Below are 25,561 nucleotides of genomic sequence, written 5' to 3' on the forward strand. Positions count from 1 at the left end.
GGCCCCGGCACGTCAACGTGCCGCTGTCCAGTCACCAGGGAGTTTGCCAATGTCGAGTATTGTCCGCCGCAGCGCCGCGGGATTGTTGTTGCTGGGCCTGCTGGCCGGTTGCGGCGGGGGTGGCGGTGGCGCGGGTGAATCCCTGTTCCGCGATGTGCCGACCGGTGGCGGCTCATCGGGTGGCAGCACTGGCAGCGGCGCGTCGCCCGACCCGGCTGGCCCCTCGTCCAGCTTCGCGCAGCAGTGCGCGGCCAACAACACGCTGGCCGCCGCCAACCTGCGCACGTCCTCGCTGGACACCGAGAAGAAATGGGTGCGCGCCTATTTCGACGAGGCCTATCTGTGGCGCGACGAGGTGCCGCGCGTGGACCCCAGCGCCACGGCCTACAGCGGCAGCAATGCCTATGAGGCGCTGGACGCCTACTTCGAGGCGCTGAAGTCGCCGCAGACCACCGACACCGGCGCACGCCGCGACCGCTTCAGCTTCACCTACGAAACGGCCAAGTGGAAGGCCATGTCGGAGAGCGCCACCGAGGCCGGCTACGGCATCGAGTGGAGCAGCGCCAGCACCACGCCGCCGCGCAAGCTGCGCATCGCCTACGTGGAGCCCGGCACGCCGGCCGCGAACGCCGGCCTGCAGCGTGGCGACGAGCTGGTCAGCGTGGACGGTGCGGACGCCGACACGCCCACGCAGGCCGGCGTCGATGTGCTGAACGAAGGCCTCTACCCCAGCGTGCTGGGCGCCTCGCACGCCTTCGTGTTCCGCCGCGGCGGCGTGGAGCTGTCGCGCAGCCTAAACAGCGCCAACGTCACGAAGAACCCGGTGCCGCAGGCCCGCGTGCTGACGCTGTCCAACGGCGCACGCGCCGGCTACCTGCTGTTCAACGACCACAACCTGCCGGCCGAGCAGCTGCTGATCAACGCGGTGCGCGACTTCCGCAGCCAGAACATCAGCGAGCTGGTGCTGGACCTGCGCTACAACGGCGGTGGCTACCTGTTCATCGCCAGCGAACTGGCCACGATGATCGCCGGCACCACGCGCACGACCGGCCAGGCCTTCGAAACGCTGCGCTACAGCGCCAAGCGCAGCGCCGAGAACGAGACCACGCCGTTCTTCGCCGACTCCTGCATCGCCGTCAACGGCCGCTGCTCCAGCGTTCAGCCGCTGCCCACGCTGAACCTGAGCCGCGTCTACGTGCTGGCGCAGAAAGGCACCTGCTCGGCCAGCGAGGCCATCATCAACGGCCTGCGCGGCATCAACGTCGACGTGGTGCTGATCGGCGGCCAGACCTGCGGCAAGCCCTATGGCTTCACGGCCAAGGACAACTGCGGCATCAGCTACTTCCCCATCGAGTTCGCGGGCGTCAACGCCAAGGGCTTCGGCGACTACGCGGACGGATTCGTGCCGGGCAGCGGCGCCAGCGCGCGCTTTGTGCCGGGCTGCACGGTGGCCGACGACTTCACGCGCGCGTTGGGCGACACGCAGGAGGGCATGCTGGCCGCAGCGATGAGCCACGCCGTCACCGGCCAGTGCCCGGTCGGCATGGTCAGCACGACGGCCAGCGTGCGTGCGCAGCGCGGCCTGGAAGGGGCGCCGCTGCACCTGCAGCGACACCCGGCGCGCAGCAACCGCCTGCTGCTGCCCAGGTAATTCGCTTCAGCGACTTGCGGGCCGAGCGCCGGGCCGCTCCCAAGCCGGCCCGCCTTGGGCGATGTGCTTGCGGCTCAATGCCGCAAGCATCGCCGTCCCCTCGGGGGACCGACCAGGCTCACCCGCGTTCAGCGGCGTGAGACTGGGCGAGGGGCTTCTTATTAACGCCGCCGGGAAACTTCTCCCGGATGGCGTCGCTCCAGCGCGCCAGCCCAAGCGTCTCGCTGTGAGGCACGCGCGGACTCTCCAGCAGGCCCGCGCGGATGCAGGCCTGAGCCTCGGCGATCTCGCCCTCGAAGCCGTTGATGACGTGGGGAGCGTCAAAGCGCTGGGGTGCTTCCTTGCGCGTGACCAGCTCCACCTGTTCCGAGCCCCAGAAGTCGGTCGGGAAACGCAGGCCCGCCTTCGTGCCTATGGCTTCGAAGGCATTGACCGATGACGCATCGAAGCCGCAACGGAACTGCGAGGTCACGCCGCCGGGGAAGTGCAGCGTCGCACAGACGGACGCGTCCACACCCGTGGGTGCGAGCGTGGCGGCCACGTCGATGTGGAGCGGCTCGGGGCAGACGCCGCCATTCATCTGCTGCAGCACCCAGCGCGTCACGGCGAGGTTGTAGATGCCGATGTCCCACAGCGAGCCGCCAGCCAGCGCGGGGTTCCAGCAGCGGTGGCTGAGGTCGGCGGGGCCGGTGAAGCAGAAGGTCGAGTTCATCGCGCGCAGCTCGCCGATGGCGCCCTCGCGCAGCAGCTTGGCCGCCAGGTCGTAGGCCGGCAGGAAACGCGTCCACACCGCTTCCATCAGGAACACGCCCTTCTCGCGTGCCAGATCGATCAAGGTCTGGGCCTCCTCCAGCGACGTGACCAGCGGCTTCTCGCACAGCACCGGCTTGCCCGCCAGCAGCGCGGCACGGATGTACTCGGAATGATGCGAGTGCGGCGTCGCGATGTAGACGGCGTCCACGGCCGGGTCGGCCAGCAGGTCTGCCAGCGTTGTCGTCACGCGCGCAGCTTCGCCGCCCTGCTTCCATTGGTCGGCATAGGCCTGGCCCTTGGAGGCATCGCGGGCGAACACGGCCGCGAGGCGGGCGCCCGGCACGGCCGCCAGCGCGCCGGCGAAACGGTTGGCGATGCCGCCAGGGCCGATGACGCCCCAGTTGAAGGTCTGCTTGTCGTCATGGGCCATGGCTGAGGGCTTTCACGAGGTCGGATTGCGTGAGGATGCCGACGAGCCTTGCCTGCTCGCCGACGATGGGAAGGTGGTGGTGGCCGATGGCCGAGAACAGCGGCACCAGCTCGGCAATGGCGCGGTCGGCGCTGGCCACGCGCACTTGGCGCGTCATGATCTGGCCCACCGCCTCGGGCTTGGTGGAATGCGTCTGCGGCGACGGCTTCAGCAGCGTCTGCAGGCGGCCCGCCAGGCCTTCGCGCTGCTCGCCTTCGGCCGCACGGATGAAGTCGGCTCTCGTGACGATGCCCACGATGCGGTCCACGCGGTCCACCACCGGCAGCGCCTTGATGCGGTGCTGCTGAAGCAGCGCCCAGGCCTCGGCCAGCGGCGTGCCGAACTCGACCGTGACGACGGGGCTGGACATGATGTCCGCGCAGCGCAGCCCACCCAGCCGGTTGCGGTAGGCCAGCAGCTCGGCCTCCTGCAGCAGGCCCGAGAGGTCGTCGCGCGGCACGTCCAGCACCTGGTTGTAGCGGGCCAGCACGGCGTCCAGCTCGGCGTCGCCAAAGCGCGGCGGCGCCACGCTGGCACCCACGGCCGGCGACGCGGCGGACACATGCTGCGCATGCGGATAGCGCCGGCCCGTGGCGCTGTTGTAGGCCATGCCGGCCAGTACCAGCAGCAGCGAGTTGAGCGCCACCGGCACGAAGGCGAAGTGCCAGTCCAGCATGCCGGTCAGCACCATCAGCAGCGCCGCCGCGCCGCCCGGCGGATGCAAGCAGCGCAGCGCGAACATCAGCGCGATGGCCAACGCAACGGCGGTCGCAGCGATCCCTACCGGCGGCAGAGGCAGCCAATGCAGACAGGCGATGCCCACCAGCGCAGACACCGTGTTGCCGCCCACGACGGCCCACGGCTGGGCCAGCGGGCTGGCCGGAACGCCGAACACCAGCACGGCGCTGGCGCCCAGCGGCGCCACCAGCCAAGGCAGGTTCGCGCCGTCGAACAGATGCGTTAGCAGGCCCGCCAGCAGCACGCCCAGGCCGGCGCCCAGCACCACGCGCAGGCGCTCGCGCGCATCGACGGCCAGCGGCGCGGGCCGCAGCGCATTCAGCAGGCTCAGGACTCGGTCGGGCAGCGAAGCAGATGACATGGGCAACCAGGCCCAGATGGCCTAGCCGCGCATTGTGTCCGCGACCGCTACGCGGCCCGGTTCATTCGGGTTTCAGGCTGCTTTGGCCAGCAGCCCGCTCATCTGCGTCTTCAGCACCTGCGCCTGGGCACGGCGCTCCTTGGTCGCGGCGCGCTGGTAGGCGGCCTCGGCCTTCTCGCGCAGCGCGACGGCGCGCTCCAGCGCCTCCTGGTAGCGCTCGACGGTGTAGGTGTTCTCGGTGCCGATGTAGACGCTACGCGCCAGCGGCGTGTCGCCAAAGCGCGGCAGGGTCACCGCGAAGCTGCAATCACGGACACGGCTGCCCGCACGCTGGCGGACGATGGGGCCGGAGATGCCCGACGGCAGGTCGCTCTGCTTCTTGCGGCTGGGTGTGCGGCGCAGGCGCGAAGGCGCCGGCATCGTCGCGATGCGCTTCAGCAATTCCTTGGTGGCCAGTGCCAGCGCCTTTTTCGCGCCGCTGCCATCCTGGCTGTGGTCGGAGTACAGCTTGGTACCCCCGTAGCGCAACTGCCAGCCGTGCGTGGACAAGTGGTCAATGCGCTGAATGCATTGCGGGACGACGAAGTGCTCGCCGCTGAAGATCACGACCTCACGGGTTTTCATTTTCTGCCCCAAACATCTGCCCTCCTGCACCGTGGCGCGGAGGATCTACTAACGCCCCTTTGACGTGGACCGAGTGTAGGGCGGCTTATGGCTCAAGTCGCGAATTTATGATTCGTGAAAACCATTTCATGACCTAACTGTCAGGTCGTAGACAGCTAGGGTTTCGACCCCGGTCGGCGGCCGGCCAGCGTCGGCGCGAACAGCTCCATCACGCGCAGCTGCGCGCCATTGCGGCTGAACACCGAGTTGCGCGACCACTGCATCTGCGCCGGCAGCGGCTGGCCGGTGGCTTCGCGCCATTGGCGTGCAGCGTGGCGGCGCGTGTGGCCCTGGCGGGCCAGACGGCGCGGCTGCAATTCACTGCGGTGGATGCGCGGATCGTCGTACAGCAGATGCGCCAGTGGCCGGTTGCCCAGGCCCTTCAGCGCCCGCCACGGCCCCAGCGTCGCACGCTGGTGCAGCGCCGAACGCGCCCAGACCAGCGGCTCGCCGTCGACGCGCAGGATGACCTCACGCACGACGGTGAGACCCCGCCGCGGCAGACCCAGCGCGTCGCGCTCGCGGGCGCGGAAAGGCGCCACCGCCTGGCGCAGCAACTGCACCTCGAAGCGCTCGCCCAGCCGCGCCAGGCGCCGGCTCAGCGAGCCGGGCGCACGCAGCCAGTCGCGCAGGCTGTCGCGCGTGGCGATGCCCATGGCGGTTCAGCCGAACTCTTTGCCCAGCTCCGCCGCCCGCTTCTGCGCGGCCAGCACGGCGCGGCGCAGCGCGGCGTCAACGCCGTCCGCCTGCATGGACGTGACGGCCGCGTAGGTCGTGCCGCCCTTGCTGGTGACGCGCTCGCGCAGCACCGTGGGCGATTCGCTGGAGGCCAGCCCCAGCGCGGCCGTGCCGGCGCAGGTGGCCAGCGCCAGCCGGCGGCCCTGCTCGCCCGTCAGGCCCATGTCCTGCGCGGCGGCCATCATGGCCTCCACGACGAAGAAGAAATAGGCCGGGCCGGAGCCCGACAGCGCGGTCACCGCGTCGAGGTCGTCCTCGCGGTCCACCCACAGCGTCTGACCCGTCGGCGCCAGCAACCGCTCCACGGTGGCGCGTTCGTCGGCCGACACGGCCGGGCGCGCGAACAGGCCCGCGATGCCCTGGCCGATCAGCGCCGGCGTGTTGGGCATCGCGCGCACGACGCGCTCGCTGCCGCTGGCCGCGGCGATGGATGCGGTCGTGATGCCGGCCATGACGGACAGCTGCAGCGCCTGGCCCAGCCAGGCCTTCAGCGGCTCGGCGGCCGCCGTGAACAACTGCGGCTTGACCGCCCAGACCACCGTGGACGCGTCGGCCAGGCTGGCGTCGCCAACGGCCAGTGCCTGCACGCCGAACTGCGCCGCCAGCTTCTCGCGCTGCGGCTCGTAGGGCTCCACGACGATGAACTGCGCGGTCGACATGCCGGCACGCAGCAAGCCCCCCAGCATGGCGCTGGCCATGTTGCCTCCGCCAACAAGGGCGATCTTTTCTGCTTTCATGGGCGGGAGTCTAAGGCGGTCGCTTTTCCTCGCCCCGGCCTGACAAGAACGAGAAACAAAACCGCGAGGCCGCCCGGATATCGTGCGCGCCATGACGCTGCCCCGCCTCTCCCGCCGCACGCTGCTGCTGACTTCTCTCGCGCTGGCCGCCTGCGCCGGCGGCCCGCCCACACCCAAGCCTTGGGCCGAGACCGCCACACGCGAGCTGAACCTGGCGCTGGCCAGCTTCGAGGTGCAGGGCCGGCGCGTGCAGCTCACGCGCAGCTCAGGGGCCGGCGCGGGACAGCCCGTGGTCGTCTACCTGCCGGGGCTGGGCCAGGGCGCCGACGCCGGCCAGCGCTGGGCCACGGCCTGGGCGCAGGCCGGCTACACGGTGCTGGGCCTGCAGCCGCTGGAGGCCGACGCAGCCGCCTGGCGCTCGGAGCTGGCGCGCACCGGCGAGTTCCGCGAGCTGGGCCTGCTGCACTACTGCGACGCGCTGCGCGCCGACCGGCTGGCGGCGCTGCGCCGGCTGCTGCCCGCGCTGCAGGCCGCGCAACCGACGCTGGACTGGAGCCGTGCCGCGCTGGCCGGCTACGAGACCGGCGCCCAGACCGCGCTGGACGCGCGCGGCGACACACCCTGGCGCGCCGTCATCGCGATCAGCCCGCCGGCCATGCAGGCACCGGCTCAAGGTGCCGCGGCCCTGGTCGTCACCAGTGACATGGACCACGACCCGCTGGGCCTGGTGCGCCGCCCGGGCGAACGCCGCCAAGCCTTCGACATGATGGCGCCGGGCAGCGGCTGGCTGCTGAACCTGGGCAACGCCGCCCATGCCGCGCTGGCCGGCACGCTGGCGCCGGACGGCTGGCATGAGCAGGACCAGCTCCGAGGCCGCGCCGGCGGCGGCATGGGCGCGCGTGGCGGCGGCCAGGGCGGCCCGCAAGGACCTGCGGGCGGCGGTGCCCGCGGGCCGCGCAGCGGCAGCGCGACCGAGGCGGCGCAGATCGACCTGGGCGATGCGCTGCGCGACAGCGCGGCCTTCCTCGACGCCCGGCTGCGCGGCCGGGTGCTGGATGCGCCGCGGCTGCTGCCGCGCTAGTCCTCCAATCCGAGGAAGCCGCCGCTCTGGTGCGCCCACAGGCGCGCGTAGATGCCGTTCTGTGCCAGCAGCTCGGCATGCGAGCCCTGCTCCACGATGCGGCCGGCGTCCATGACGATGAGCCGGTCCAGCGCAGCGATGGTGGACAGGCGGTGCGCGATCGCAATGACCGTCTTGCCCTCCATCAGCGTGTACAGGCTCTGCTGGATGGCGGCCTCGACCTCGCTGTCCAGCGCGCTGGTGGCCTCGTCCAGCAGCAGGATGGGCGCATCCTTCAGCATCACGCGGGCGATGGCGATGCGCTGGCGCTGGCCGCCGGACAGCTTCACGCCGCGCTCGCCGACAAAGGCCTCGAAGCCGGTGCGACCCTTGGGGTCCGACAGCGACGCGATGAACTCGTCGGCATGCGCGCGCACGGCGGCGCGCTGCATGTCGTCGGGCGTCGCGTCAGGGCGGCCGTACAGGATGTTGTCGGCCACCGAGCGGTGCAGCAGCGAGGTGTCCTGCGTGACCATGCCGATGTGGCGGCGCAGCGAGTCCTGCGTCACGCCCGCGATGTCCTGCCCGTCGATGAGGATGCGGCCGCCGTTCTCCGGCAGGTCGTAGAGGCGCAGCAGCAGGTTGACCAGCGTGCTCTTGCCGGCGCCGCTGCGGCCCACCAGGCCGATCTTCTCGCCGGGCTTGATGGTCAGGTCCAACCCGTCAACGACGACCTTGCCATTGGGGTAGTGGAATCGCAGCTGTTCGAAGCGCACCTCGCCGTGCGGCACCGTCAGCGCGGCAGCATCCTTGGTGTCGACCACCGTGGTGGGCTTGGACAGCGTGGCCAGCCCGTCCTGCACGGTGCCCACATGCTCGAACAGCGAGGCCATCTCCCACATGATCCAGTGCGAGATGCCGTTCAGCCGCATCGCCATGGCCGTGGCCGCCGCGACGGCGCCGACGCCGATGGCCGACACGCCCCACAGCCACAGCGACAGCAGCGCCGTGCTGCCCACCAGCAGCGCCGACAGCACGGTGTTGACGACCTCGAAGCCCGTCACCAGCCGCATCTGGCCGTAGGCCGTGACCATGAAGTCCTGCATCGCCGACTTGGCGTAGCTGGCCTCGCGGCGGCCGTGCGCGAACAGCTTGACGGTGGCGATGTTCGTATACGCGTCGGTGATGCGGCAGGTCATCAGGCTGCGCGCGTCGGCCTGCGCCTGGCCGATTTTGCCCAGGCGCGGCACGAAGAAACGCAGCGCCACCAGGTACAGCGCCAGCCAGGCCGCGAACGGCACGATGAGCCACGCGTCGAAGCTGGCGACGATGGCGACCAGCGTGCCGAAGTAGACGGCCACGTAGACGAGGATGTCGACGACGATCAACCACGTGTCGCGCACGGCCAGCGCGGTCTGCATCACCTTGGTCGCGATGCGGCCGGCGAACTCGTCGCCGAAGAAGGCCAGGCTCTGCGCCAGCATGCGGCGGTGGAAGATCCAGCGCAGCCGCATCGGGAAGTTGCCGAACACGCCCTGGTACTTGGTCAGCGCCTGCACGGCGGCCAGCACGATGGACACGCCCAGCACGCCCAGCAGCATCAGCACCACGGGCTGGGGCTGGTTCCACAGCTCGGCCGGCTTCTGCGTGGCCAGCCAGTCCACCAGCGATGCCATCAGGCTGAACAGCAGCGCCTCGGCCGCCGCGATGCCGGCCGTGAACAGCGTGACCGCCGCCAGGTGCGGCCGCACACCGTCCGCGCAGCGCCACAGGAACGCGAAGAAGCTGGCTGGGGGCGCGCTGCCTGCGATCTCAGGGTAAGGGTCGACGAGGCGCTCGAAGCGCGAAACAAGCGGCTGGAACAAAGACATCCGGCTAGTGTCGCGCGCCCATGCTGCCAATGCAGGACAGCATGGGTACGGCCATCCCCAGTCCTGCCTACTGGCTGGCCGCCGAGGCCGGTGACAGCGGCACGGGCACCACGATGCCCGGCGACAGCGAAATCTCGTCCACCAGCGTGACGCCGGTGACGAAGTAGCGCGTCTCACCGAAGCAGGAAGTCGGCAGGCCCACCTTCTCCTCGTAGTGCAGGTTCACACGCCGGCCCATGACCTTGTTGATGGCCTGGGCCGTGGCCTCGTCGTGCACGGTGAAGTTGAACTTCTCCACCGTGCTGGAACCCGGCAGCGACACCAGCGCCTGCTCGCCCTCCCAGGTCTTGCAGATCCAGCCCTTGCGCGAGAACTTCTGCACCCAGCCGGCACGCTCGCCCTCGGAGTAGCTCCAATGCCAGGCGAACACGAACCAGGCCGTGACGAGCAGCAGCAGGGCGACGACGGCGAGGGCAATCTTCAGGCGCATGGTGGGGTGGGCGAGCCGGGGGGCGCGGCGATTGTGCGTCAGGCTTCGTGACGTCCAAACCGCTCCGCGGAGCGAGCCTTCGCCTTGGCGGCCTCGACCTCACGGTTCTTGGGCTCGGCCGTGGTCGTCAGTGAAGCGATCAATGTGCGCGCCTCATCGGCAATCGCCGCCACGGCACGGTCGAAGGCTTCCTCATTCGCCTTGGACGGCACATTGAACCCGCTGAGCTTGCGCACGAACTGCAACGCCGCATCGCGGATCTCGACCTCGGTGGCCGGGGGCTCGAAGTTGAACAGGGTGCGGATGTTGCGGCACATGGCTTGTCTTTCAGTCAACCCGCCTCGGGATGCCTCTCCCGCCAAGACCGAAGCGCTTGGCGGTACTCGTCCATCGCCAGGTCGTGCAGGTCGAAGATGCAGGGGTCGCAGCCGTTGCCGCAGCAGGCGTCGAAGTCTGGCTGCGGGGGCGGTTGGGGCATGGGATCGGGGTCGTCGGTCACAGCAGCCATTCTGAAGCAGCGAAGATGGCCACCTGCCCGTCGGCGCCCAATCCTCTGTCCTGAACGGCTTCTTCGGACCTCGACCTGGCGCACCAAGCCCACCAGAATCGCCCCCATGATCGAGCTGCATATCCGGGACACCAACCCTCTGGTCACCAAAGCAATGGAGTCCGCGTTTGCGGACGACTATCTGGTGACCGTGTCGACCGGCGAGATATTCGACGCCAGCGCCGATGCCATCATCAGTCCGGCCAACAGCTTTGGCTGCCTCGATGGCGGCATCGACCTGATCTACGGCCAGTACTTCGGCGCTTCGATGGAGCAACGGCTGAGGGACTTGCTGCACGACCAGTACTACGGCGAGTTGCCCGTCGGTCAGGCCTTGGTCATCGAGACCCATAGGAGCGAGATCCCCTACCTGGTCAGCGCGCCAACGATGCGCATACCCGCCAGCGTCAGCCAGACCGTCAACGCCTATCTGGCTTTTCGAGCGGCATTGGCGGCCGTGCTGGCCCACAACGCAGCCGTCACCCAACGGCAGATCCGAACCGTGCTGACGCCAGGGATGTGCACCGGCATCGGCGAAATGCCGCCCGATCGCGCAGCACGCCAGATGCGCCTAGCCTACGACACGGTACTGAAGGGCAAGGGCTTGCGCGACATGCAGCTGGGCCAGATCTGGGGCGAGCACTTCGAGCTGCTGAATTGCGGCTAGCCCCGGCGGCGTCATGGCCGCACCCGAAACAGGCGCTGGATGCTGCCTGGCTATCTGCGGTCCTCGGCCTGCTTGATCGCCTCGATCCGCTTGTGGATGGCACGCAGCTCCTGCAGCGGCTTTGACGCCGCCTGCTCGTCGGCCGGCAGCCGCTGGGCCCATTCCAGCAGCAGCTCGGTGATGACGCCCAGCTGGTCGCCATAGCTGGCCACCTCGAAGGCCTGGCGCTCGATGCGCGCGTCGCCCGCCTGTGGCTTGATGCCGTTGAAGAACCAGTCCAGGCGCGGCTCGATGTCCTGCGCCACGTCGCCGCTGAAGGGCAGGCGCAGCTGCGGCGCCCAGAGCCAGATCCAAGGAAACATCTCGTCCTCCCTCGCGCCCATGACCGCAGGCGCGGGAGGACATGGTGGAGCACGGCGGCGCGGACGACAAGTTAGCCTTTGGGGATGGATTCGCTGATTTCCGCCGCCGCACGCGCGCTCGCCGCCGGTGACGCGTTGCAGGCGCTCAAGCGCGTGGCGCTGCGCGACGACCCGCCGGCGCTGGCGCTGCGTGGCATTGCGATGGCGCAGCTGGGCGAGCTGGCCCGTTCGCGCGAGCTGCTGCGTCAGGCGGCGCGCGGCTTCGGTGCGCACGAGGCACTGGCCCGCGCACGCTGCGTCGTCGCCGAGGCCGAGGTGGCGCTGGCGCTGCGCGACTTCAGCGAGCCTCCGCGCACGCTGGACGCCGCGCGCGCCGCGCTGGAAGCACGTGGCGACCGCGGCAATGCGTTGCAGGCACTGCTCATCGCGGCACGGCGCGCGTTGCTGCTGGGGCGATTGGACACGGCGGCCGCGCTGCTGGCCGACACCGATCTGGCCGGCCTGCCGCCACTGCCCGCCGCCGTTGCCGCGCTGGCGCAGGCCGAGCTGGCGCTGCGCTCGCTGCGCATCGCCGAGGCCGAGGCGGCACTCATGCGTGCGTCCGACGCCGCGCGCCGCGCCGGCATCCCCGCACTGCAGGCCGAGGTGGCGCAGGCGCACGCCGTGCTGCAGCAGCCCGCCGCCCGCCGCGTGACCGGTGGCACCACCGAAACGCTGCGCCTGGCCGGCGCAGCCGCGTTGCTGGACTCCGGCGCGCTGGTGGTGGACGCCTGCCGGCATGGCGTGCGCGCAGGCGACGCCTGGCTGCCGCTGGCGCGCCGTCCCATCCTGTTCACGCTGGCGCGCGCGCTGGCGGAGGCCTGGCCGGGCGACGCCAGCCGCGACACGCTGATCGCCCGCGCCTTCCGGCTGCGCGAGCCCGACGACACGCACCGCGCCCGGCTGCGCGTGGAGATCGGCCGGCTGCGCGCGCTGATGGCCGACGTGGCGACGATCACCGCCACGCCCGGCGGCTTTGCGCTGCGGCCTCTGGACGGCCGCGGGGTGGCCGTGCTGGCGCCGCCGGTGGAGAACGAGCAAGGCGAACTGCTGGCCTTGCTGGCCGACGGCGCGGCCTGGTCCACGTCCGCACTAGCGCTGGCGCTGGGCAGCAGCCAGCGCCAGGTGCAACGCGAGCTGGCCGAGCTGGAGGCCCAGGGCCGCGTGCGCGCCGTGGGCCAGACGCGCTCGCGCCGCTGGCTGGCCCCGCCGCTGACCGGTTTCACGACCATCTTGTTACTCCCCGCCGCGCCGCCGTCTGCGTAGATTTGCGTCCATGCGCTGACCACGGCGCCCACCACCGGAGCAAGCGATGAGCACCACGACCCAGCCCGCCGAGATCGTCCGCGAATACGGCCCCTTCGACGGCAGCCCCGCCATCCACGGCGTCACACACGACGGCGAGCGCGTCTGGGCCGCCACCAACGGCGGGCTGCTGGCCATCGCGCCGGCCAGCGGCGACGTGCAGCGGCACCTGCCGCATGCCTGCGACGCCGGCACGACCTTCGATGGCCGGCACCTCTGGCAGATCACCGAGTCGCGCATCGCCAAGATCGACCCCGCCACGGGCACCGTGGTCGCCACCATCCCGGCGCCGGGTCAGGGCTGCTCGGGCCTGGCCTGGGCCGAGGGCAGCCTGTGGGTGGGCCAGTACCGCGACCGCAGCATCGCGCAGATCGACCCCGACACCGGCGCCGTGCGCCGCACCATCGCCACCAACCGCTTCGTCACCGGCGTGACCTGGGTGGACGGCGAGCTGTGGCACGGCACCTGGGAAGGTGACGAGAGCGAGATCCGCCACATCGACGCCGCCAGCGGCGCGGTGCTGCAGACGCTGCAGATGCCAAGCGGCACCGGTGTCAGCGGCCTCGAATCCGATGGCCGCGACCTGTTCTACGCCGGTGGCGGCGGCAGCGGCAAGGTCCGCGCCGTCAGGAAGCCCCTCGCTCAGTCGCGCACCGCTGAACGCGGGCGCACCTGATCGGTCCCCCGAGGGGACGGCGATGCTTGCGGCATTGAGCCGCAAGCACATCGCCTGATGGGCCGGCTTGGGAGCGGCCCGGCGCTCGGCCCCAGCCCCTCCGATTCCCCCAGCCTTGCACGACCCGCCCGACACCGGGTGGCGCCGCCGCATGGCCTGTTCATCGACCTTCAAGGAGATTGCCATGACCACCAACCCGCCCCTCATCTCCCACCCCGTCGTCACCCGCGACCGCTGGCTGGCCCAGCGCAAGGCGCTGCTCGCGCAGGAGAAGGAACTGACCCGCCAACGCGATCGCGTCGCCAGCGAGCGGCGCGCGCTGCCCTGGGTGAAGCTGGAGCAGGACTATGTGTTCGACACGCCGCAAGGCCCGCGCCGCTTGAGCGAGCTGTTCCAGGGCAAGCGACAGCTGCTGGTGCAGCACTTCATGCTGGGCCCGGGCTGGGAGCAGGGCTGCAAGAGCTGCTCCTTCATGGCCGACCACCTGGACAGCATCGCCATCCACCTGGCGCAGCGAGACATCGCCTGGCTGGCCGTGTCGCGCGCACCGCTGGCCGAGATCCAGCGCTTTCGTGAACGCATGGGCTGGAAGTTCGACTGGGTCTCGTCGCATGGCAACGACTTCAACCGCGACTTCCACGTCAGCTTCTCACCCGAGGAGACGGCGCGCGGCGAGGTGTTCTACAACTTCCACATGACGCCGCTGTCGCAACAAGAGGCGCCGGGTATCAGCTGCTTCTGGCGCGACGACGACGGCCAGGTCTTCCACACCTACTCCACCTTCGGCCGCGGCGTGGAAGTGATGATGGGCGCCTACAGCCTGATCGACCTGACCCCCAAGGGCCGCGACGAGCAGGACATGTCTTACGGCATGGAATGGGTGCGGCACCACGACCGCTATGGCGACGCGGCCGCGCCGGCCACCGGCTGCGGCTGCGCCTGAGGCATGTCCTCGCTGTGGCCCTGGCTGGCCGTGGCGGGCGCCGGCGCGCTGCACGGGCTCAACCCCTGCAGTGGCTGGGCGCTGGCCGCGGCCTGCGGCTGGCGTGAGCGCGACGAACGCGCCACGCTGCGCGCGCTGGTGCCGCTGGCGCTGGGACATGCGGTGTCGGTCGGCGTCGTGGCCGCGGCCGTGGCGCTGGGCCTGGCGATGGACGCGCTGCCGCTGCTGGCCGCGGCCGGCGTGCTGGGTCTGGTGGCCTCGCTGGCATGGCGCCGCAGGCGCGGCACCGCCCTGGCGCTGTGGTCCTTCATCGCCACGACGCTGCAAGGCAGCGGGCTGATGCTGGTGCCCGCGCTGGTGCCGCTGTGCCTGAGCGCATCGCCGGCGCGGGAGATCACGGCATCGGGCTCGCTCGCGCTGGCGCTGGCGGCCGTGGCGGCTCACATGGCGGCGATGCTGACCGTGATGGCCGTGGCGGCCTGGGTCGCCCGCCGGGGTGCTGACGCCTTGTGGCTTCGTTAGCACTCAAGCGTGGTTTCGTTGGTGGCTGCCTGACGCTGTTACAGGTGACGGCACGGTGCTGCGTTGGATTGACCGGCAGCGCGGCTTGGCCTCGAATCTAGGTCCCCCACGGCCCCAGCCCCGCATGTTCAGCCTCTTCAAGCCCCCACCCTACCTGGACCCTCAGCTCGGCGAGCTGCGGTGGAAGGGTGGCCTGTGGCGCGGCTCGCTGGCCTTCGGCGGCGCGGTGGCACCGCTGGCGCTGGCCGGTACCCGCGACTCGCCGGATGCGCAGGCGCTGGAGGTGGCGCGGGTCGTTTCGACAGACTATCCACAGTGGCAGCCCGAGATCGGCCGTGCGATGTTCGACCACTACGCGCCGCACGCGACGGCGGTGACCTTCGGCGAGGAGCTGCCACCGCCCGGCGGCATGCCCGACCTCGAAGACCCCGAGCAGGTCTGGCCCCACGCGGCCATCAAGTTCGTGCAGGTCGCGCCGCTGGATGGCGGGCTAACGGTGGAAATCGGCTACCAGGTGGCCTGGGACGACGAGCACACGGTGGGCGCGCGGCTGCGCCAGGGCCGGCTGATCGAGCTGAACGGCAGCGTGCTGCCGCCGTGATCCGGTCAGCGAGGCGGCCTCAAAGCCTCAGCCAGTCCGCCACCTTCGCATTGAAGAAGCCGCTCTGCTCGTAGGCGCGCCGCACCAGCCCTTGCTGGCGCAGTTGCGCGAGGCCGGCGTTGAGCTGGTCGCGCAGCCGCGGGCCCTGCGCGTGCGTGGCCGACACCAGGAAGTGCCGCGTGCCGCGCATCGCGACCTTCAGCCCCGGCACCGGCATCAGCCGCACGCCTTCCACCAGCATGGCCATGTCCGGCGTGGGCTGGAAGGGCGCCAGCAGCAGGTCGGCGCGGTCCTGTTGCAGCATGCGCGGCATCAGGTTCCAGCTGGCGACGTGCTGCAGCTGCGCCACGCCCAGCGCCTGCAGCGTCTGCCAGTCCACCCGCCAGGTGTTGTTGCTCAGCACGCGCAGCTGGCGCACGTCGGCCAGGCTGCGGGCGGCGAGCGCGCGCGCATTGCCGGGCGTGGTGTACAGGCCCACCTCGAACTCGCCGTCCAGCAGCACGGGGTCGCTGAACAGCAGGCCGTCGGGCTGCGGGAAGTCCTGCCGCCAATAGCTGGTGGCGCTGCAGGCGGCGTGGCCGGCGCGCAGCTCGGCGTGCAGCCGCTGGCTGGTGGGCATGGGCGCCATGGCGAGCTTCAGCGCCTTGTCCTGACGCGCCAGCGCCTGATGGATGAGCACGACCTCGACGACATCCCGGCGCGACAGCGGCCCGCCGTAGTCGGTCACCGCCGCGGGATCGCGCCCGGCCAGGAAGCGCCGGTAGTCGCGCAGCACGTCGTCCGGGATCAGCGCCGGCAGCAGCGGCTCGGCCATCGCCCAGCTCGGCAGCAGGCTGCCGGCCGACAGGCCCAGCAGGCTGCGGCGGCCGAGGCTGGCGGCTTCAGAAGGGGGACTTGCGGTGGCGGACGGGTCGCTCAACGGCGGGCCTCTTGGGGGCGGTTGTCCCGTCAAGGATAAGGCTGCGCGAGGTTCCAGGGATGGTCGGGCCGAGCGCCGGGCCGCTCCCAAGCCGGCCCGGGTGGGCGATGTGCTCGTGGCTCAATGCCGCGAGCATCGCCGTCCCCTCGGGGGACCGACCAGCCACGCCCGCGTTCAGCGCGGCGGGACTGGGCGAGGGGCCTCGTTTTTTCAGTGCATGCCCGCCAGCAAGGCCGCGTTGCCGCCGGCCGCCGCCGTGTTGATGGTCAGCGTCTGCTCCGCCGTGAAGCGGTAGAGCTGGCGCACATGGCCGGCCGCCACCACCAGCGGCAGGATGGCGCCGGGCCGCGCGGCGAGGATCTGCGCGAGGCAGTGGGCGACGGCCGCGTCCGACGACGCCAGCGCCACGCCGGCGAGCTGCGGCGCGGCCAGCACGCCCGCGGTGGCGGTCTCGGGCAGCAGCGTCAGCGCCTGGGCCGGCAGGCCGGCGCGCAGCAGCGCCTGGGCCGTGCGCTCGTCGCCGCCCAGCCAGACCACGCTGTTGCCGGCCAGCAGCGCGCTGACGACGGCGGCCAGGCCGTGCTCGGCGCGGCCGATGACGACGAAGGCACCGCGCGCATGGTGGCGCAGCGTGTTGCTCTCGCCGGTGGGGCCGGGCAGCACCGCGTCGGCGAACAGCGTCTGCGCGGCGGCGAACAGGTCGCGCAGCACGAAGGCGGCGGGGGCGTCCAGCATGTCGGTGCCACGGCGCAGTCGCGTGATGCGGTCGGCCAGCGGCAGGTCGCGCCAGCTGGCATCCACGCCCAGCGCCAGCGGCGTGGCCGGACCGTCCAGCTGTAGCGCCACCGCGGGCGCGTCGACGCGCGGCTCGGCGACGAAGCGGCGCAGGTAGTCGGGGCCACCGGCCTTGGGGCCGGTGCCGGACAGGCCTTCGCCACCGAACGGCTGCACGCCCACCACGGCGCCGATGATGTTGCGGTTCACGTAGACGTTGCCGATGCGCGCGTCGTCGGCCAGGCGCTGGGCGCGGCTGTCGATACGGGTCTGGATGCCCAGCGTGAGGCCGTAGCCCAGGCGGTTGATGTCAGCGATGACCTCGTCCACCGAGTCCTTGAAGCGCACGACATGCAGCACCGGGCCGAAGATCTCCTCGCCCAGATCGGCGATGCGCGGGATCTCGAACGCGACCGGGCGGATCTGGCGCGGCAGCACATCGCGCACGGGGGCCTCGGCGATCAGCAGGGCCTCGCGCTTCAGGCGCTCGACATGCTTGCCGATGTTGGTATGGGCTTCGTCGTCGATGACCGGGCCCACGTCGGTGGCGAGCTGCTCGGGCTTGCCCACCCACAGTTGCTGCACGGCGCCCTTCAGCATCTCGACGACGCCGTCGGCAATGCTGTCTTGCACGCACAGCAGCCGCAGCGCCGAGCAGCGCTGGCCGGCGGAGCGGAAGGCGCTCTGCACGACCGCGTCGATGACCTGCTCGGGCAGCGCGGTGGAGTCCACCACCATCGCATTCAGGCCGCCGGTTTCGGCGATGAGGGGAATCGGCGAGTTCGGCTTCTTTGCCAGCGCCTTGTTGATGAGCTGCGCAACGGCCGTGGAGCCGGTGAAGCAGACGCCGGCGGTGTGCGCATGGGCCACGAGGCCGGCACCGACGGTCTCGCCGGCGCCGTGCAGCAGTTGCAGTGCATCAGCCGGCACGCCGGCGGCATGCAGCAGGTCCACCATCTTCAGCGCGACAAACGGCGTCTGCTCCGCAGGTTTGGCCGCGAGGGTGTTCCCGGCCACCAGCGCCGCGACGACCTGGCCCGCAAAGATGGCCAGCGGGAAGTTCCAAGGGCTGATGCAGACAAACACGCCGCGGCCGTGCATGTGGGCCGGGTCTTGCTCCGCGATGTCGGCGTAGTAGCGCAGGAAGTCCACGGCCTCGCGCACCTCGGCGACGCAGTCGGCCTGGGTCTTGAAGGCCTCCTTGACCAGCAGCGCGCAGAACTCGGCCAGGCGCGCGTCCAGCGCATCGGCGGCGCGGCGCAGGATGGCGGCGCGCTGCGCGACGGGCGTGCCGTTCCAGCCGGTGAAGCCGGCGTGCAGGCGGGCCATCGCGGCATCAACGTCGGCCGCCGTCGCCTCGGGCACCGGCTCCACGCGCACCGTGTCCAGCGCGGCCTGCAGCGGCTCGCGCTGCGCGGGGGCGGTCAGGTCGGCGCCGGTGGAGTTGGCGCGGCCGCGGCCCTCGCCGTCCAGGTACAGCGCAGGCGGCAGCGGCAGCGCCGACGCGCCGCGCACGTCCAGCAGCGGCGAGCCCAGCAGCTCGGGCACCTGCACGGCGGGGTCGGCCAGCTGGTGCACAAACGACGAGTTGGCGCCGTTCTCCAGCAGGCGGCGCACGAGGTAGGCCAGCAGGTCGCGGTGCTCGCCCACCGGCGCGTAGACGCGGCAGGGGATGCTGCCGTCCTTCAGCACCTCGCGGTAGACACCCTCGCCCATGCCATGCAGGCGCTGCATCTCGAACTTGGCGCCGGTGGCCCGCGCCATCTGCACGATGGCGGCGATGGTGCCGGCGTTGTGGCTGGCGAACTGCGGGTAGATGACGTCGGCGTGCTGGATCAGCGCACGGGCGCATGCCAGATAGCTCACATCGGTGTGCTGCTTGTGCGTGAACACCGGGTAGTGCGTCAGGCCCAGTTCCTGCGCGCGCTTGATCTCGCCGTCCCAGTAGGCGCCCTTGACCAGCCGCACCATGAAGCGCAGGCCGTGCTTGCGCGCGATGGCCGCCACCTCGTCGACGACCTGCAGCGCGCGGGTCTGATAGGCCTGCACGGCCAGGCCGAAGCCGCGCCACTGCGGGTAGAACAGTGCGATGCGCGCGGCCAGCTGGTCCAGCACGTCCAGCGACAGCTCCAGGCGATCGACCTCTTCCGCGTCTATGGTCAGGTTGATGTTGGCCTCGGCGGCCAGCGTGATGAGCTGCCACACGCGCGGCAGCAGCTCGACGAACACACGTTCGCGCTGCAGCACCTCGTAGCGGCTGAACAGCGCGCTGAGCTTGATGGAGATGCCATCGGAGGCTTCCGGGCCGTCGGCGCGCTGGCCCGCCGCGATGGCCTTGATGGCGCCGACGTAGGCGGCCTGGTAGCGGCGCGCGTCGTCCTCGGTGCGGGCGCCCTCGCCCAGCATGTCGTAGCTGAACCTGAGGTTCTTCTGCGCCTTGCGCGCGTCGGCCGCCTCGCCCATCGCCTCGGCTATGTTGCGGCCCAGCACGAACTGCCGGCCCAGCAGCTGGATGGCGCGCACCGTGGCCGCCACCACGGTCTGCGCGCCCAGGCGCTTGAACATGCCGCCCTCGTCCTCGGCGCCCGGCAGGAAGCGCTTGGACATGGAGATGGCCGAGGCCGACAGCGCGGCCAGCATCTTGTGCGGGCTGCCCTCGCTGGCGCCGTCGAAGTCGGCGCGGCCCAGCTGGTCGGCCGTCAGCGCGATGGCGGTGGGGGCATCGGGCACGCGCAGCAGCGCCTCGGCCAGCCGCATCAGCGCCAGGCCCTCGCTGCTGGTGATGGGGTACTCGCGCAGCAGCGACTCCATCGCCCAGAACGGCGCCGGGTTGCGGCGCACCTGCTCCACCCAGGGCGATGCCATCGCGATGACGCCGGGCCAGTCCAGCGCGGCGCCCACGCGGTCGGCCAGCGCCTGCACGACGGGGGCCTCGGCCCGGTAGGGATCGGGCAGGCGGGGCGACTCGGGCGGGACGACGAAAGGCGTGGACATGGCGGGACTCCTGTGAGGATTGGCACTCTATCCATGTGTTTCATGGATTAAATTCCAAGCATTCGCATCAGCCTAGATATAAATCCAGATGACCGACGACACCAGCCGACTCGACAAGATCGACGCCCGCATCTTGCGCGTTCTGCAGGAGGACGGGCGCATTTCCAACCTGAAGCTGGCCGAGACGGTGCACCTGTCCCCCACTGCCGTGCTGGAACGCGTGAAGCGGCTGACCCGCGACGGCTACATCCTGGGCTACGAGGCGCGGCTGAACCCGGCCAAGCTCGGCGCGGCCATGCTGGTCTTCATCGAGGTGCACCTGGACCGCACGGTGCTGGACGTGATGGACACCTTCAAGGCCGCCGTCCAGGCCCGGCCCGAGATCCTGGAATGCCACCTGGTGGCCGGCGGCTTCGACTATCTGCTGAAGACCCGCGTGCGCGACATGACCGCCTACCGCGAGTTCATCGGCAGCGTCATCTGGACGCTGCCGGGCGTGCGCGAGACGCGCACCTATGCGGTGATGGAGGAGGTGAAGTCGACGAATGCGTTGCCGATCTGAGGACACACCTGCCTGAAGGCTTCCGCCCGCCGCCACCCTCACAATGGTCCATATGGACATGCGGCATCAACCGGCCTGGATCCGCTGGCGCCAGGCCGCCGAGGCGGGCGAACTGGGCCTGTGGGACCTGCGCCACGAACTCGAGACCGTGCAGTACTCGCCGCCGTGGAAGCAGCGGCTGGGCTTCCCCGAGCCGGAGCGCGCGGACAGCACGCATTTCTGGCGCTGCCGGGTGCACCCTCAGGACCTGGCGCCCACGCTGGACGCGATGCGCGAGCACGCGCGCGGCGCCACGCCCGGCTACGAGGCGACGTTCCGGCTGCGCACCAATGGCTCGGGCTACCGCCTGATGCACTCCCGCGGCCGCATCATCGAACGCGGCCCCGACGGCCGGGCACTGCGCATGGTGGGCACGATGCTGGACCTGACCGAACGCCCGCCCACGCCGATGGGCGGCCTGCCTGAAGGGCCGCGGGGCTTGATGGAAGGGGCGACGCTGGCGCTGCCGTTCCATCGGCTGCTGTCGGATACGGCCGACCAGAAGCTCACCCAGGAGCGGGAGCGCGTGCTGGCCCTCGTGGACGACCTCTTGCAAGACACGCTGGCCCAACTCACGAGCCGGCTCGCGCCGCAGGCCTAGCGCCGATTCAACCCAGCTCGCGGCCGAAGAACCGCATCGCGCGGTCCCAGGCCTGCTGCGCCCACAAGGCGTCGTACTGCGTCTGCGGGATGCGGCCCGGGCCCTGCGCTTCCTCGTTGGCGAACGCATGGTGGGCCAGGTAGCGGTGGCCTTCATAGCGGACGGCGGCTTCCTTCAGCTTGGCCTCCAGCGTGTCCACGCCGGCGATCTTGAAGAACTCGTCCTGCGTAGCCCAGTGCGCCTGCAGCGGGATGGTGATCTTGCTCGCGTCCACATACTCCACCGGCGGCATGCCGTACCAGACAACGGCCGCATCGGCCTCGGGCACCAGCGTCGAGGCCAGCACGGTCAGCGCGCCGCCCATGCAGTAGCCGGTGACGCCCACCTTGCCGCTGCCCAGCTTCAGCCCCTTCAGGTAGTTCACCGCGCCGCGCACATCCTGCGACGCGGCGTCGCCGAAGTTCAGGTCCGTCATCAGATGGTGGGCCTCCTCCTGCTCGACGGTGCTCTTGCCGCGGTACAGGTCGGGCACCAGCGCCGTGAAGCCGGCATCCGCCCAGCGCCGGGCCACGCCGCGGATCTGGTCGTTCAGGCCCCACCATTCCTGGATGACGACGACGGCGCCCAGTGGCGCCTGGGCTTCGGCTAGGTAGCCGCTGACGGTGGCGCCATCGGGACGTTGAAAGCTGATCGTCTGCGGCATGCTGTGCTCCGAAGTTAGGAACGGGAGTCTGCCCTGTCCGCCACGGGTTTTCCCGCGCGGGGCGACAATGGCCCCTCATCATGAACATCGAACGCATCGTCTCCACCCGCCTGCCCACGCCCTTCGGCGAGTTCGCCATCCACGGTTTCCGTGAGAGCGACACGGGCCAGGAGCATGTGGTGCTGAGCATGGGCGAGCTGACCGGCGACGAACCGCCGCTGGTGCGGGTGCACTCTGAGTGCATGACCGGCGAGGTGTTCGGCTCGCTGCGCTGCGACTGCCGGCCGCAGCTGGAGGCGGCGATGAAAAGCGTGGCCAAACAGGGCCGCGGCGCCATCGTCTACATGCGCGGCCACGAGGGCCGTGGCATCGGCCTGGTGCAGAAGCTGCGCGCCTACGCCGAGCAGGATGCCGGCGCCGATACCATCGAGGCCAACGCCGCGCTAGGCCTGCCCATCGATGCCCGCCGCTACGACGCGGCCGCCTGCATGCTGCGTGCGTTGGGCGTGCACCGCATCCGGCTGCTGACCAACAACCCGCTGAAGATGGCCGCGCTGGCCGAGTTCGGCATCGAGGTGGTGGAGCGCGAGGCGTCGCTGACGCGGCCCGGCCCCGAGAACGAGAAGTACCTGCGCACCAAGGCCGAGAGCATGGGCCACCACGACCTGGGCCACTTGTTCGAGTGACGCCCTCTACCTACAGCGCCACCCGCGAACCGTCCGCCAGCGCGCGGCTGTAGGCCCCGCCCTCGATGAGCAAGCCCTCGGAACGCCTGGGCGGCATGCTGCCGCGGTAGTCCAGCGGGTGCTTCACGTCTATGGCCAGCACCCGGCCGTCGTAGCGTTTCTGGACCCGCCAGACCGGCGTGTGGCCCACCACGACCGCCTTGGCGCCGAAATGCCGCAGCGTCGCGTCGACCTGGGCCTGCGACGCCTCGTTCTCGACGTAGCCGCGGTACCAGGCCAGGCCGGTCTGCGTGTGGATCAGCAGGTCTTCGGGCAGCGGCTGCGGGCGCGGAAAGTAGGGCCGGCGATAGTGCTCGCGCACCAGGCGATTCATCTGCGCCAGATCGAAGCCGGCGGCGACAACGCCGGGATGCAGGCCGCCGTGCACGAACAGGTGGCCGTTGATCTTCTCGATGCTGTTCTTGCTGGCCAGCCAGCGGCCCAGCAGGGCGTCCGGCCCCATCAGCTCGTGCTGCTGGCGCTCCAGGATGCCTGCGGCACCGATGTACTTCTTGTGCGCGGACTGGAAGTTGCCCTGCAGGTTCTTGATCTCGTGGTTGCCGAGGATGAAGTGCACGTGCCCGCCCTGCGCCCGGGCTGCCTGCTCCAGCTTGTAGATCAGCCACAGCAGCTGCGTGGTCGAGGCGCCGCGGTCGACGAAGTCGCCGACCAGCACCAGGTGGCCGCGGCCGAAGGTCCAGCGCAGCTCGCGGTCCATCACGCGTTGCTGGATCAGGAAGTCGCGGAACGTGCGGTAGTTGCCCTCCACATCGGACAGCGCCAGCAGCGGCTGGCCGTCGTCGTACACCACGGGCGGCGTCGCGATGTCCGGCTCCACGCGCACGGTGAAGCGGCTGTCGTCGAGCGGGAACTGCACGGTCGCGTCGAAGCCCTGCCCCGCCGCATGGCGATGCCGCTCCAGCCAGAAGCCTTCGGCGCGGCTGCCGCGGATGTGATCCACCTGCCAGCCTTCGGCCGTCCGGAACACATGCGGCCCCTCGTCGCCGACCTTGTAGGCCCGCATGTCGTCGCCGTAGTCGACGTCCAGGCCCAAGGCCAGAGCCAGCGCGGCGGCAGGCACCGCCAGCACCAGCAGCACGACCAGGAAATGGCCCAGATTGGCCAATACCCGCTTCATCACCGCAGGCTGCGAGACAGCACCTGCAGCACGCGCCGGGTCAGCAGGCCAATGGCCGCGGCAAGCGCCAGCGCGACCGGCGCGAACAGCGGGCCCAGCAGCTCCGCCTGATCCGGGTGAGGTGCGCCCGTGAAGCCGATGACCACGCTCTCGCCCCCAGGGGTGGCCCACAAGCCCACCGAGCCCTGGCCCAGCAGCTTGACCACCGCCAGGCTCAGGAAGCACAGCGCCAGGCCATAGCCGAACGCGGCCATCGAGCCGTACAGGCCGCGCGTGACGCCGCGCCGCACCGTCTGGATCGCGCGGAAACCTCGCGGCGGCGGCGTGCCCGCCAGCACATGCGACACATAGCGCGCCGCCAGCTCGCGCGGCTCGCCGAAGCCGGCCAGCACGTTCTCCAGCTGCACCAGCTGGCCGCTGCGCTCGGACTGCTCCAGCACGTCCAGCACATGGCCCTCGATCTCGCGAATCACCTCGGCCGCGTCGGCCGGGTCCAGCGGCGCGAGGTAGGTGGCCAGCTCCTGGCTGTAGCGCTGGATTCGTTGTCGCGTGTCCATGTCAGAGTCCTCCTTGTGTGTCGCCGTCGTGCGGCGCGGCGCGCTTGAGCAGTTGCCCGATGTCGTCGGCCGTTTGCAGCCAGCAGGCGCTCAAGGTCGCCAGCCGCTGCAAGCCCTTGTCGCTGAGCTGGTAGTACTTGCGCGGCCGGGTGTCGCCCTCCTGCACCCAGTGGGCATCCAGCAGGCCGTCGCGCTTGAGCCGGTCCAGCAGCGGGTACAGCGTGCCCTCGCTGATGGCCGTGGTCGGGAATTCCTGCAGCCGGCGCAGCAGGTCCAACCCATACCGCGCGCCACCCCGTAGCGCCGCCAGCACCGCCAGCTCCAGCGTGCCCTTGCGCATCTGCACCTGCCAGCGCTCCTGGGAGTCGCCCTCTTCCTCGCTCATGGCCTTGCACTGCATTGTTGCTATGCATTGCATAGTATCTTGCATGAAATAAGCCGATCAAGCGCAGCGCGCGACCGGCTCGACAACGACAAACGCCATGTGCCGGTGACAGCACATGGCGTTCGGGCTGGGACCGCGTCAGCCGCTCAGCGATGAACCTGCGGATTCATCAAACTGACGCGGCGCGCGTGTCCCGTGCCAGGCGGCTGAGCCGCGATCAGCGGTTGTTGCGCTGCTGCTGGCTGGGGTCCTGACGGCCGATGTCGCTCTGGCCGCGCGACGGGTCACGCTGGCCGCCGCCTTGCTGCGACACCTGGTTGGGAGAACCACCCGGCTGCTTCTGCTGCGAGCTGCGGCCCTGGTCTTGCTGCTGCTGCTTGTTGCTCTGATTGGGTTGGTTCTGGTTCACGTTGGACATGATCAATAACTCCTTCAGTTGACAAGTGCGGCGCCGGTTCACGGCGTCGCAGGGACAACCTTAGGCCTCTCAGATTTCCTGCATGTAGGAGAAGGCCGTGCCTGCCCAACCGTTACACCACGACCCGTTCTGCAAGAGTTGCAAGCGCCCTCAAGGTTGGCGCGCATAGCTCTGCGTCAGCGCTTCCCACGCATGGCCGTCGGGCTCGCGCCAGTAGACGAGGCGCCCGCCCACCGACGTGTTGACCTGATGGTCATCGGGCCCGTGCGGCAGGCTGCGGTAGGCAATGCCCAGCGCCTTCAAGCGTGCCAGCAGCGCATCGAACTCCGGCTCGCTGACACGGAACGCGAAGTGCAGCGCCGGCACCGCGTCGCCCGGCGCGACCTCGTCGAAATCCAGCGTCAGGTCGCCTGACACATAGACCGCGCTGAACGGCCCCACCGCCGCCTGCGCGGCCCACGGCACGCCCAGGATGGCGGCCAGCCTCTCGGCGGCGGCGCGGCCGTCGCGGGCGGGAACGAGCAGATGATCCAACTGGACAGGCATGGCGACT

29 protein-coding genes are annotated in these 25,561 nt (G+C 70.5%); 11 read left to right on the forward strand and 18 right to left on the reverse strand.

The features are described from left to right. Positions 1 to 49 precede the first annotated feature (49 nt). Positions 50 to 1,651 (forward strand): S41 family peptidase, encoded by a 1,602-nt coding sequence (locus tag J2X21_RS24040; protein ID WP_310332666.1) that lies wholly within the window; start codon positions 50 to 52, stop codon positions 1,649 to 1,651. Between the two features lie 118 nt (positions 1,652 to 1,769). Here J2X21_RS24040 and J2X21_RS24045 read toward each other — a convergent pair whose 3' ends face one another. The 5 genes from J2X21_RS24045 to proC form a co-directional block, all read right to left on the reverse strand. Beyond that, positions 1,770 to 2,834, reverse strand: coding sequence for a Gfo/Idh/MocA family protein (locus J2X21_RS24045; protein WP_310332667.1), 1,065 nt, complete (start codon positions 2,832 to 2,834; stop codon positions 1,770 to 1,772). Continuing rightward, positions 2,824 to 3,972, reverse strand: coding sequence for an HPP family protein (locus J2X21_RS24050; protein WP_310332668.1), 1,149 nt, complete (start codon positions 3,970 to 3,972; stop codon positions 2,824 to 2,826). Before J2X21_RS24050 ends, J2X21_RS24045 begins: the two co-directional genes overlap by 11 nt. 72 nt (positions 3,973 to 4,044) lie before the next feature. Then, the gene (locus J2X21_RS24055) at positions 4,045 to 4,596 is read right to left on the reverse strand and encodes a hypothetical protein (protein ID WP_310332669.1); all 552 of its coding nucleotides are present in this window, start codon (positions 4,594 to 4,596) and stop codon (positions 4,045 to 4,047) included. 155 nt (positions 4,597 to 4,751) lie between these two features. Then, on the reverse strand, positions 4,752 to 5,291 hold the full coding sequence (locus tag J2X21_RS24060) for a chorismate--pyruvate lyase family protein (protein WP_310332670.1): 540 nt from the start codon (positions 5,289 to 5,291) through the stop codon (positions 4,752 to 4,754). A gap of 6 nt (positions 5,292 to 5,297) precedes the next feature. After that, positions 5,298 to 6,110 (reverse strand): pyrroline-5-carboxylate reductase, encoded by an 813-nt coding sequence (gene proC / locus J2X21_RS24065; protein ID WP_310332671.1) that lies wholly within the window; start codon positions 6,108 to 6,110, stop codon positions 5,298 to 5,300. 91 nt (positions 6,111 to 6,201) lie between these two features. On the opposite strand from proC, the gene J2X21_RS24070 reads away from it, so the two are divergent. After that, complete coding sequence (locus J2X21_RS24070) at positions 6,202 to 7,191, forward strand: alpha/beta hydrolase (protein WP_310332672.1); 990 nt, start codon at positions 6,202 to 6,204, stop codon at positions 7,189 to 7,191. Here the strand turns inward: J2X21_RS24070 and J2X21_RS24075 are convergent. From J2X21_RS24075 to J2X21_RS24090, 4 genes are all read right to left on the reverse strand, one after another. Then, entirely contained in the window at positions 7,188 to 9,041 is a 1,854-nt protein-coding gene (locus J2X21_RS24075; protein ID WP_310332673.1) for an ABC transporter ATP-binding protein, read from the reverse strand. The genes J2X21_RS24070 and J2X21_RS24075 overlap by 4 nt on opposite strands. 67 nt (positions 9,042 to 9,108) lie before the next feature. Continuing rightward, complete coding sequence (locus J2X21_RS24080; protein ID WP_310332674.1) at positions 9,109 to 9,531, reverse strand: hypothetical protein; 423 nt, start codon at positions 9,529 to 9,531, stop codon at positions 9,109 to 9,111. A gap of 38 nt (positions 9,532 to 9,569) precedes the next feature. Next, entirely contained in the window at positions 9,570 to 9,848 is a 279-nt protein-coding gene (locus tag J2X21_RS24085) for a DUF2277 domain-containing protein (RefSeq protein ID WP_310332675.1), read from the reverse strand. A gap of 14 nt (positions 9,849 to 9,862) precedes the next feature. Continuing rightward, positions 9,863 to 10,009, reverse strand: a complete 147-nt coding sequence (locus J2X21_RS24090; RefSeq protein WP_405048809.1) for an oxidoreductase-like domain-containing protein — start codon at positions 10,007 to 10,009, stop codon at positions 9,863 to 9,865. A gap of 136 nt (positions 10,010 to 10,145) precedes the next feature. Here J2X21_RS24090 and J2X21_RS24095 point away from each other — a divergent pair, with 136 nt between their 5' ends. After that, entirely contained in the window at positions 10,146 to 10,745 is a 600-nt protein-coding gene (locus J2X21_RS24095; protein WP_310332677.1) for a macro domain-containing protein, read from the forward strand. Positions 10,746 to 10,795: 50 nt separating this feature from the next. Here J2X21_RS24095 and J2X21_RS24100 read toward each other — a convergent pair whose 3' ends face one another. Further along, entirely contained in the window at positions 10,796 to 11,107 is a 312-nt protein-coding gene (locus J2X21_RS24100) for a hypothetical protein (protein WP_310332678.1), read from the reverse strand. 84 nt (positions 11,108 to 11,191) lie between these two features. Between J2X21_RS24100 and J2X21_RS24105 the strand changes: the two genes are divergently transcribed. From J2X21_RS24105 to J2X21_RS24125, 5 genes are all read left to right on the forward strand, one after another. Further along, positions 11,192 to 12,412, forward strand: coding sequence for a helix-turn-helix domain-containing protein (locus tag J2X21_RS24105; protein ID WP_310332679.1), 1,221 nt, complete (start codon positions 11,192 to 11,194; stop codon positions 12,410 to 12,412). Positions 12,413 to 12,458: 46 nt separating this feature from the next. Then, complete coding sequence (locus J2X21_RS24110; protein ID WP_310332680.1) at positions 12,459 to 13,127, forward strand: Vgb family protein; 669 nt, start codon at positions 12,459 to 12,461, stop codon at positions 13,125 to 13,127. A gap of 184 nt (positions 13,128 to 13,311) precedes the next feature. Next, entirely contained in the window at positions 13,312 to 14,070 is a 759-nt protein-coding gene (locus J2X21_RS24115) for a DUF899 domain-containing protein (RefSeq protein ID WP_310332681.1), read from the forward strand. 3 nt (positions 14,071 to 14,073) lie between these two features. After that, complete coding sequence (locus J2X21_RS24120; protein WP_310332682.1) at positions 14,074 to 14,592, forward strand: hypothetical protein; 519 nt, start codon at positions 14,074 to 14,076, stop codon at positions 14,590 to 14,592. A gap of 124 nt (positions 14,593 to 14,716) precedes the next feature. Then, a complete protein-coding gene (locus tag J2X21_RS24125; RefSeq protein ID WP_310332683.1) occupies positions 14,717 to 15,193 on the forward strand; it encodes a DUF6985 domain-containing protein in 477 nt (158 codons plus the stop codon). 19 nt (positions 15,194 to 15,212) lie between these two features. On the opposite strand, the gene J2X21_RS24130 is transcribed toward J2X21_RS24125, so the two are convergent. Beyond that, the gene (locus J2X21_RS24130; RefSeq protein ID WP_310332684.1) at positions 15,213 to 16,112 is read right to left on the reverse strand and encodes a hypothetical protein; all 900 of its coding nucleotides are present in this window, start codon (positions 16,110 to 16,112) and stop codon (positions 15,213 to 15,215) included. Between the two features lie 210 nt (positions 16,113 to 16,322). Continuing rightward, on the reverse strand, positions 16,323 to 19,880 hold the full coding sequence (locus tag J2X21_RS24135; protein WP_404667320.1) for an L-glutamate gamma-semialdehyde dehydrogenase: 3,558 nt from the start codon (positions 19,878 to 19,880) through the stop codon (positions 16,323 to 16,325). Between the two features lie 88 nt (positions 19,881 to 19,968). Here J2X21_RS24135 and J2X21_RS24140 point away from each other — a divergent pair, with 88 nt between their 5' ends. Beyond that, a complete protein-coding gene (locus J2X21_RS24140) occupies positions 19,969 to 20,442 on the forward strand; it encodes an Lrp/AsnC ligand binding domain-containing protein (protein WP_310332685.1) in 474 nt (157 codons plus the stop codon). Between the two features lie 52 nt (positions 20,443 to 20,494). Continuing rightward, a complete protein-coding gene (locus J2X21_RS24145; protein ID WP_310332686.1) occupies positions 20,495 to 21,082 on the forward strand; it encodes a PAS domain-containing protein in 588 nt (195 codons plus the stop codon). Positions 21,083 to 21,089: 7 nt separating this feature from the next. Here the strand turns inward: J2X21_RS24145 and J2X21_RS24150 are convergent, their stop codons facing one another. Then, a complete protein-coding gene (locus J2X21_RS24150) occupies positions 21,090 to 21,785 on the reverse strand; it encodes a dienelactone hydrolase family protein (protein ID WP_310332687.1) in 696 nt (231 codons plus the stop codon). Between the two features lie 80 nt (positions 21,786 to 21,865). Between J2X21_RS24150 and ribA the strand changes: the two genes are divergently transcribed. Further along, a complete protein-coding gene (gene ribA, locus J2X21_RS24155) occupies positions 21,866 to 22,471 on the forward strand; it encodes a GTP cyclohydrolase II (RefSeq protein WP_310332688.1) in 606 nt (201 codons plus the stop codon). 10 nt (positions 22,472 to 22,481) lie between these two features. On the opposite strand, the gene J2X21_RS24160 is transcribed toward ribA, so the two are convergent. The 5 genes from J2X21_RS24160 to J2X21_RS24180 form a co-directional block, all read right to left on the reverse strand. After that, on the reverse strand, positions 22,482 to 23,648 hold the full coding sequence (locus J2X21_RS24160; RefSeq protein WP_310332689.1) for a metallophosphoesterase: 1,167 nt from the start codon (positions 23,646 to 23,648) through the stop codon (positions 22,482 to 22,484). Next, a complete protein-coding gene (locus tag J2X21_RS24165) occupies positions 23,648 to 24,205 on the reverse strand; it encodes an HAAS signaling domain-containing protein (protein WP_310332690.1) in 558 nt (185 codons plus the stop codon). The genes J2X21_RS24160 and J2X21_RS24165 overlap by 1 nt, the downstream gene beginning before the upstream one ends. Position 24,206: 1 nt before the next feature. Further along, complete coding sequence (locus tag J2X21_RS24170) at positions 24,207 to 24,590, reverse strand: PadR family transcriptional regulator (protein ID WP_310332691.1); 384 nt, start codon at positions 24,588 to 24,590, stop codon at positions 24,207 to 24,209. 217 nt (positions 24,591 to 24,807) lie between these two features. Next, positions 24,808 to 25,008: a hypothetical protein gene (locus J2X21_RS24175; RefSeq protein WP_310332692.1), complete on the reverse strand. Its 201-nt coding sequence runs from the start codon at positions 25,006 to 25,008 to the stop codon at positions 24,808 to 24,810. Positions 25,009 to 25,158: 150 nt separating this feature from the next. After that, the gene (locus tag J2X21_RS24180; RefSeq protein WP_310332693.1) at positions 25,159 to 25,554 is read right to left on the reverse strand and encodes a VOC family protein; all 396 of its coding nucleotides are present in this window, start codon (positions 25,552 to 25,554) and stop codon (positions 25,159 to 25,161) included. Between the last annotated feature and the right edge of the window lie 7 nt (positions 25,555 to 25,561).

The sequence above is a fragment of the Roseateles asaccharophilus genome (assembly GCF_031458115.1).
Taxonomy (GTDB): domain Bacteria; phylum Pseudomonadota; class Gammaproteobacteria; order Burkholderiales; family Burkholderiaceae_C; genus Pelomonas; species Pelomonas asaccharophilus_A.

What these genes read in the sequence shown, in the direction of transcription:
- J2X21_RS24090 (WP_405048809.1), bottom strand. Translation starts at nt 10,009, where the DNA reads ATGCCCCAACCGCCCCCGCAGCCAGACTTCGACGCCTGCTGCGGCAAC.
- J2X21_RS24120 (WP_310332682.1), top strand. Translation starts at nt 14,074, where the DNA reads ATGTCCTCGCTGTGGCCCTGGCTGGCCGTGGCGGGCGCCGGCGCGCTG.
- J2X21_RS24160 (WP_310332689.1), bottom strand. Translation starts at nt 23,648, where the DNA reads ATGAAGCGGGTATTGGCCAATCTGGGCCATTTCCTGGTCGTGCTGCTG.
- J2X21_RS24085 (WP_310332675.1), bottom strand. Translation starts at nt 9,848, where the DNA reads ATGTGCCGCAACATCCGCACCCTGTTCAACTTCGAGCCCCCGGCCACC.
- J2X21_RS24040 (WP_310332666.1), top strand. Translation starts at nt 50, where the DNA reads ATGTCGAGTATTGTCCGCCGCAGCGCCGCGGGATTGTTGTTGCTGGGC.
- J2X21_RS24170 (WP_310332691.1), bottom strand. Translation starts at nt 24,590, where the DNA reads ATGAGCGAGGAAGAGGGCGACTCCCAGGAGCGCTGGCAGGTGCAGATG.
- J2X21_RS24050 (WP_310332668.1), bottom strand. Translation starts at nt 3,972, where the DNA reads ATGTCATCTGCTTCGCTGCCCGACCGAGTCCTGAGCCTGCTGAATGCG.
- J2X21_RS24075 (WP_310332673.1), bottom strand. Translation starts at nt 9,041, where the DNA reads ATGTCTTTGTTCCAGCCGCTTGTTTCGCGCTTCGAGCGCCTCGTCGAC.
- J2X21_RS24070 (WP_310332672.1), top strand. Translation starts at nt 6,202, where the DNA reads ATGACGCTGCCCCGCCTCTCCCGCCGCACGCTGCTGCTGACTTCTCTC.
- J2X21_RS24145 (WP_310332686.1), top strand. Translation starts at nt 20,495, where the DNA reads ATGGACATGCGGCATCAACCGGCCTGGATCCGCTGGCGCCAGGCCGCC.
- J2X21_RS24165 (WP_310332690.1), bottom strand. Translation starts at nt 24,205, where the DNA reads ATGGACACGCGACAACGAATCCAGCGCTACAGCCAGGAGCTGGCCACC.
- J2X21_RS24110 (WP_310332680.1), top strand. Translation starts at nt 12,459, where the DNA reads ATGAGCACCACGACCCAGCCCGCCGAGATCGTCCGCGAATACGGCCCC.
- J2X21_RS24045 (WP_310332667.1), bottom strand. Translation starts at nt 2,834, where the DNA reads ATGGCCCATGACGACAAGCAGACCTTCAACTGGGGCGTCATCGGCCCT.
- ribA (WP_310332688.1), top strand. Translation starts at nt 21,866, where the DNA reads ATGAACATCGAACGCATCGTCTCCACCCGCCTGCCCACGCCCTTCGGC.
- J2X21_RS24105 (WP_310332679.1), top strand. Translation starts at nt 11,192, where the DNA reads ATGGATTCGCTGATTTCCGCCGCCGCACGCGCGCTCGCCGCCGGTGAC.
- J2X21_RS24100 (WP_310332678.1), bottom strand. Translation starts at nt 11,107, where the DNA reads ATGTTTCCTTGGATCTGGCTCTGGGCGCCGCAGCTGCGCCTGCCCTTC.
- J2X21_RS24080 (WP_310332674.1), bottom strand. Translation starts at nt 9,531, where the DNA reads ATGCGCCTGAAGATTGCCCTCGCCGTCGTCGCCCTGCTGCTGCTCGTC.
- proC (WP_310332671.1), bottom strand. Translation starts at nt 6,110, where the DNA reads ATGAAAGCAGAAAAGATCGCCCTTGTTGGCGGAGGCAACATGGCCAGC.
- J2X21_RS24135 (WP_404667320.1), bottom strand. Translation starts at nt 19,880, where the DNA reads ATGTCCACGCCTTTCGTCGTCCCGCCCGAGTCGCCCCGCCTGCCCGAT.
- J2X21_RS24150 (WP_310332687.1), bottom strand. Translation starts at nt 21,785, where the DNA reads ATGCCGCAGACGATCAGCTTTCAACGTCCCGATGGCGCCACCGTCAGC.
- J2X21_RS24115 (WP_310332681.1), top strand. Translation starts at nt 13,312, where the DNA reads ATGACCACCAACCCGCCCCTCATCTCCCACCCCGTCGTCACCCGCGAC.
- J2X21_RS24140 (WP_310332685.1), top strand. Translation starts at nt 19,969, where the DNA reads ATGACCGACGACACCAGCCGACTCGACAAGATCGACGCCCGCATCTTG.
- J2X21_RS24095 (WP_310332677.1), top strand. Translation starts at nt 10,146, where the DNA reads ATGATCGAGCTGCATATCCGGGACACCAACCCTCTGGTCACCAAAGCA.
- J2X21_RS24180 (WP_310332693.1), bottom strand. Translation starts at nt 25,554, where the DNA reads ATGCCTGTCCAGTTGGATCATCTGCTCGTTCCCGCCCGCGACGGCCGC.
- J2X21_RS24175 (WP_310332692.1), bottom strand. Translation starts at nt 25,008, where the DNA reads ATGTCCAACGTGAACCAGAACCAACCCAATCAGAGCAACAAGCAGCAG.
- J2X21_RS24060 (WP_310332670.1), bottom strand. Translation starts at nt 5,291, where the DNA reads ATGGGCATCGCCACGCGCGACAGCCTGCGCGACTGGCTGCGTGCGCCC.
- J2X21_RS24055 (WP_310332669.1), bottom strand. Translation starts at nt 4,596, where the DNA reads ATGAAAACCCGTGAGGTCGTGATCTTCAGCGGCGAGCACTTCGTCGTC.
- J2X21_RS24125 (WP_310332683.1), top strand. Translation starts at nt 14,717, where the DNA reads ATGTTCAGCCTCTTCAAGCCCCCACCCTACCTGGACCCTCAGCTCGGC.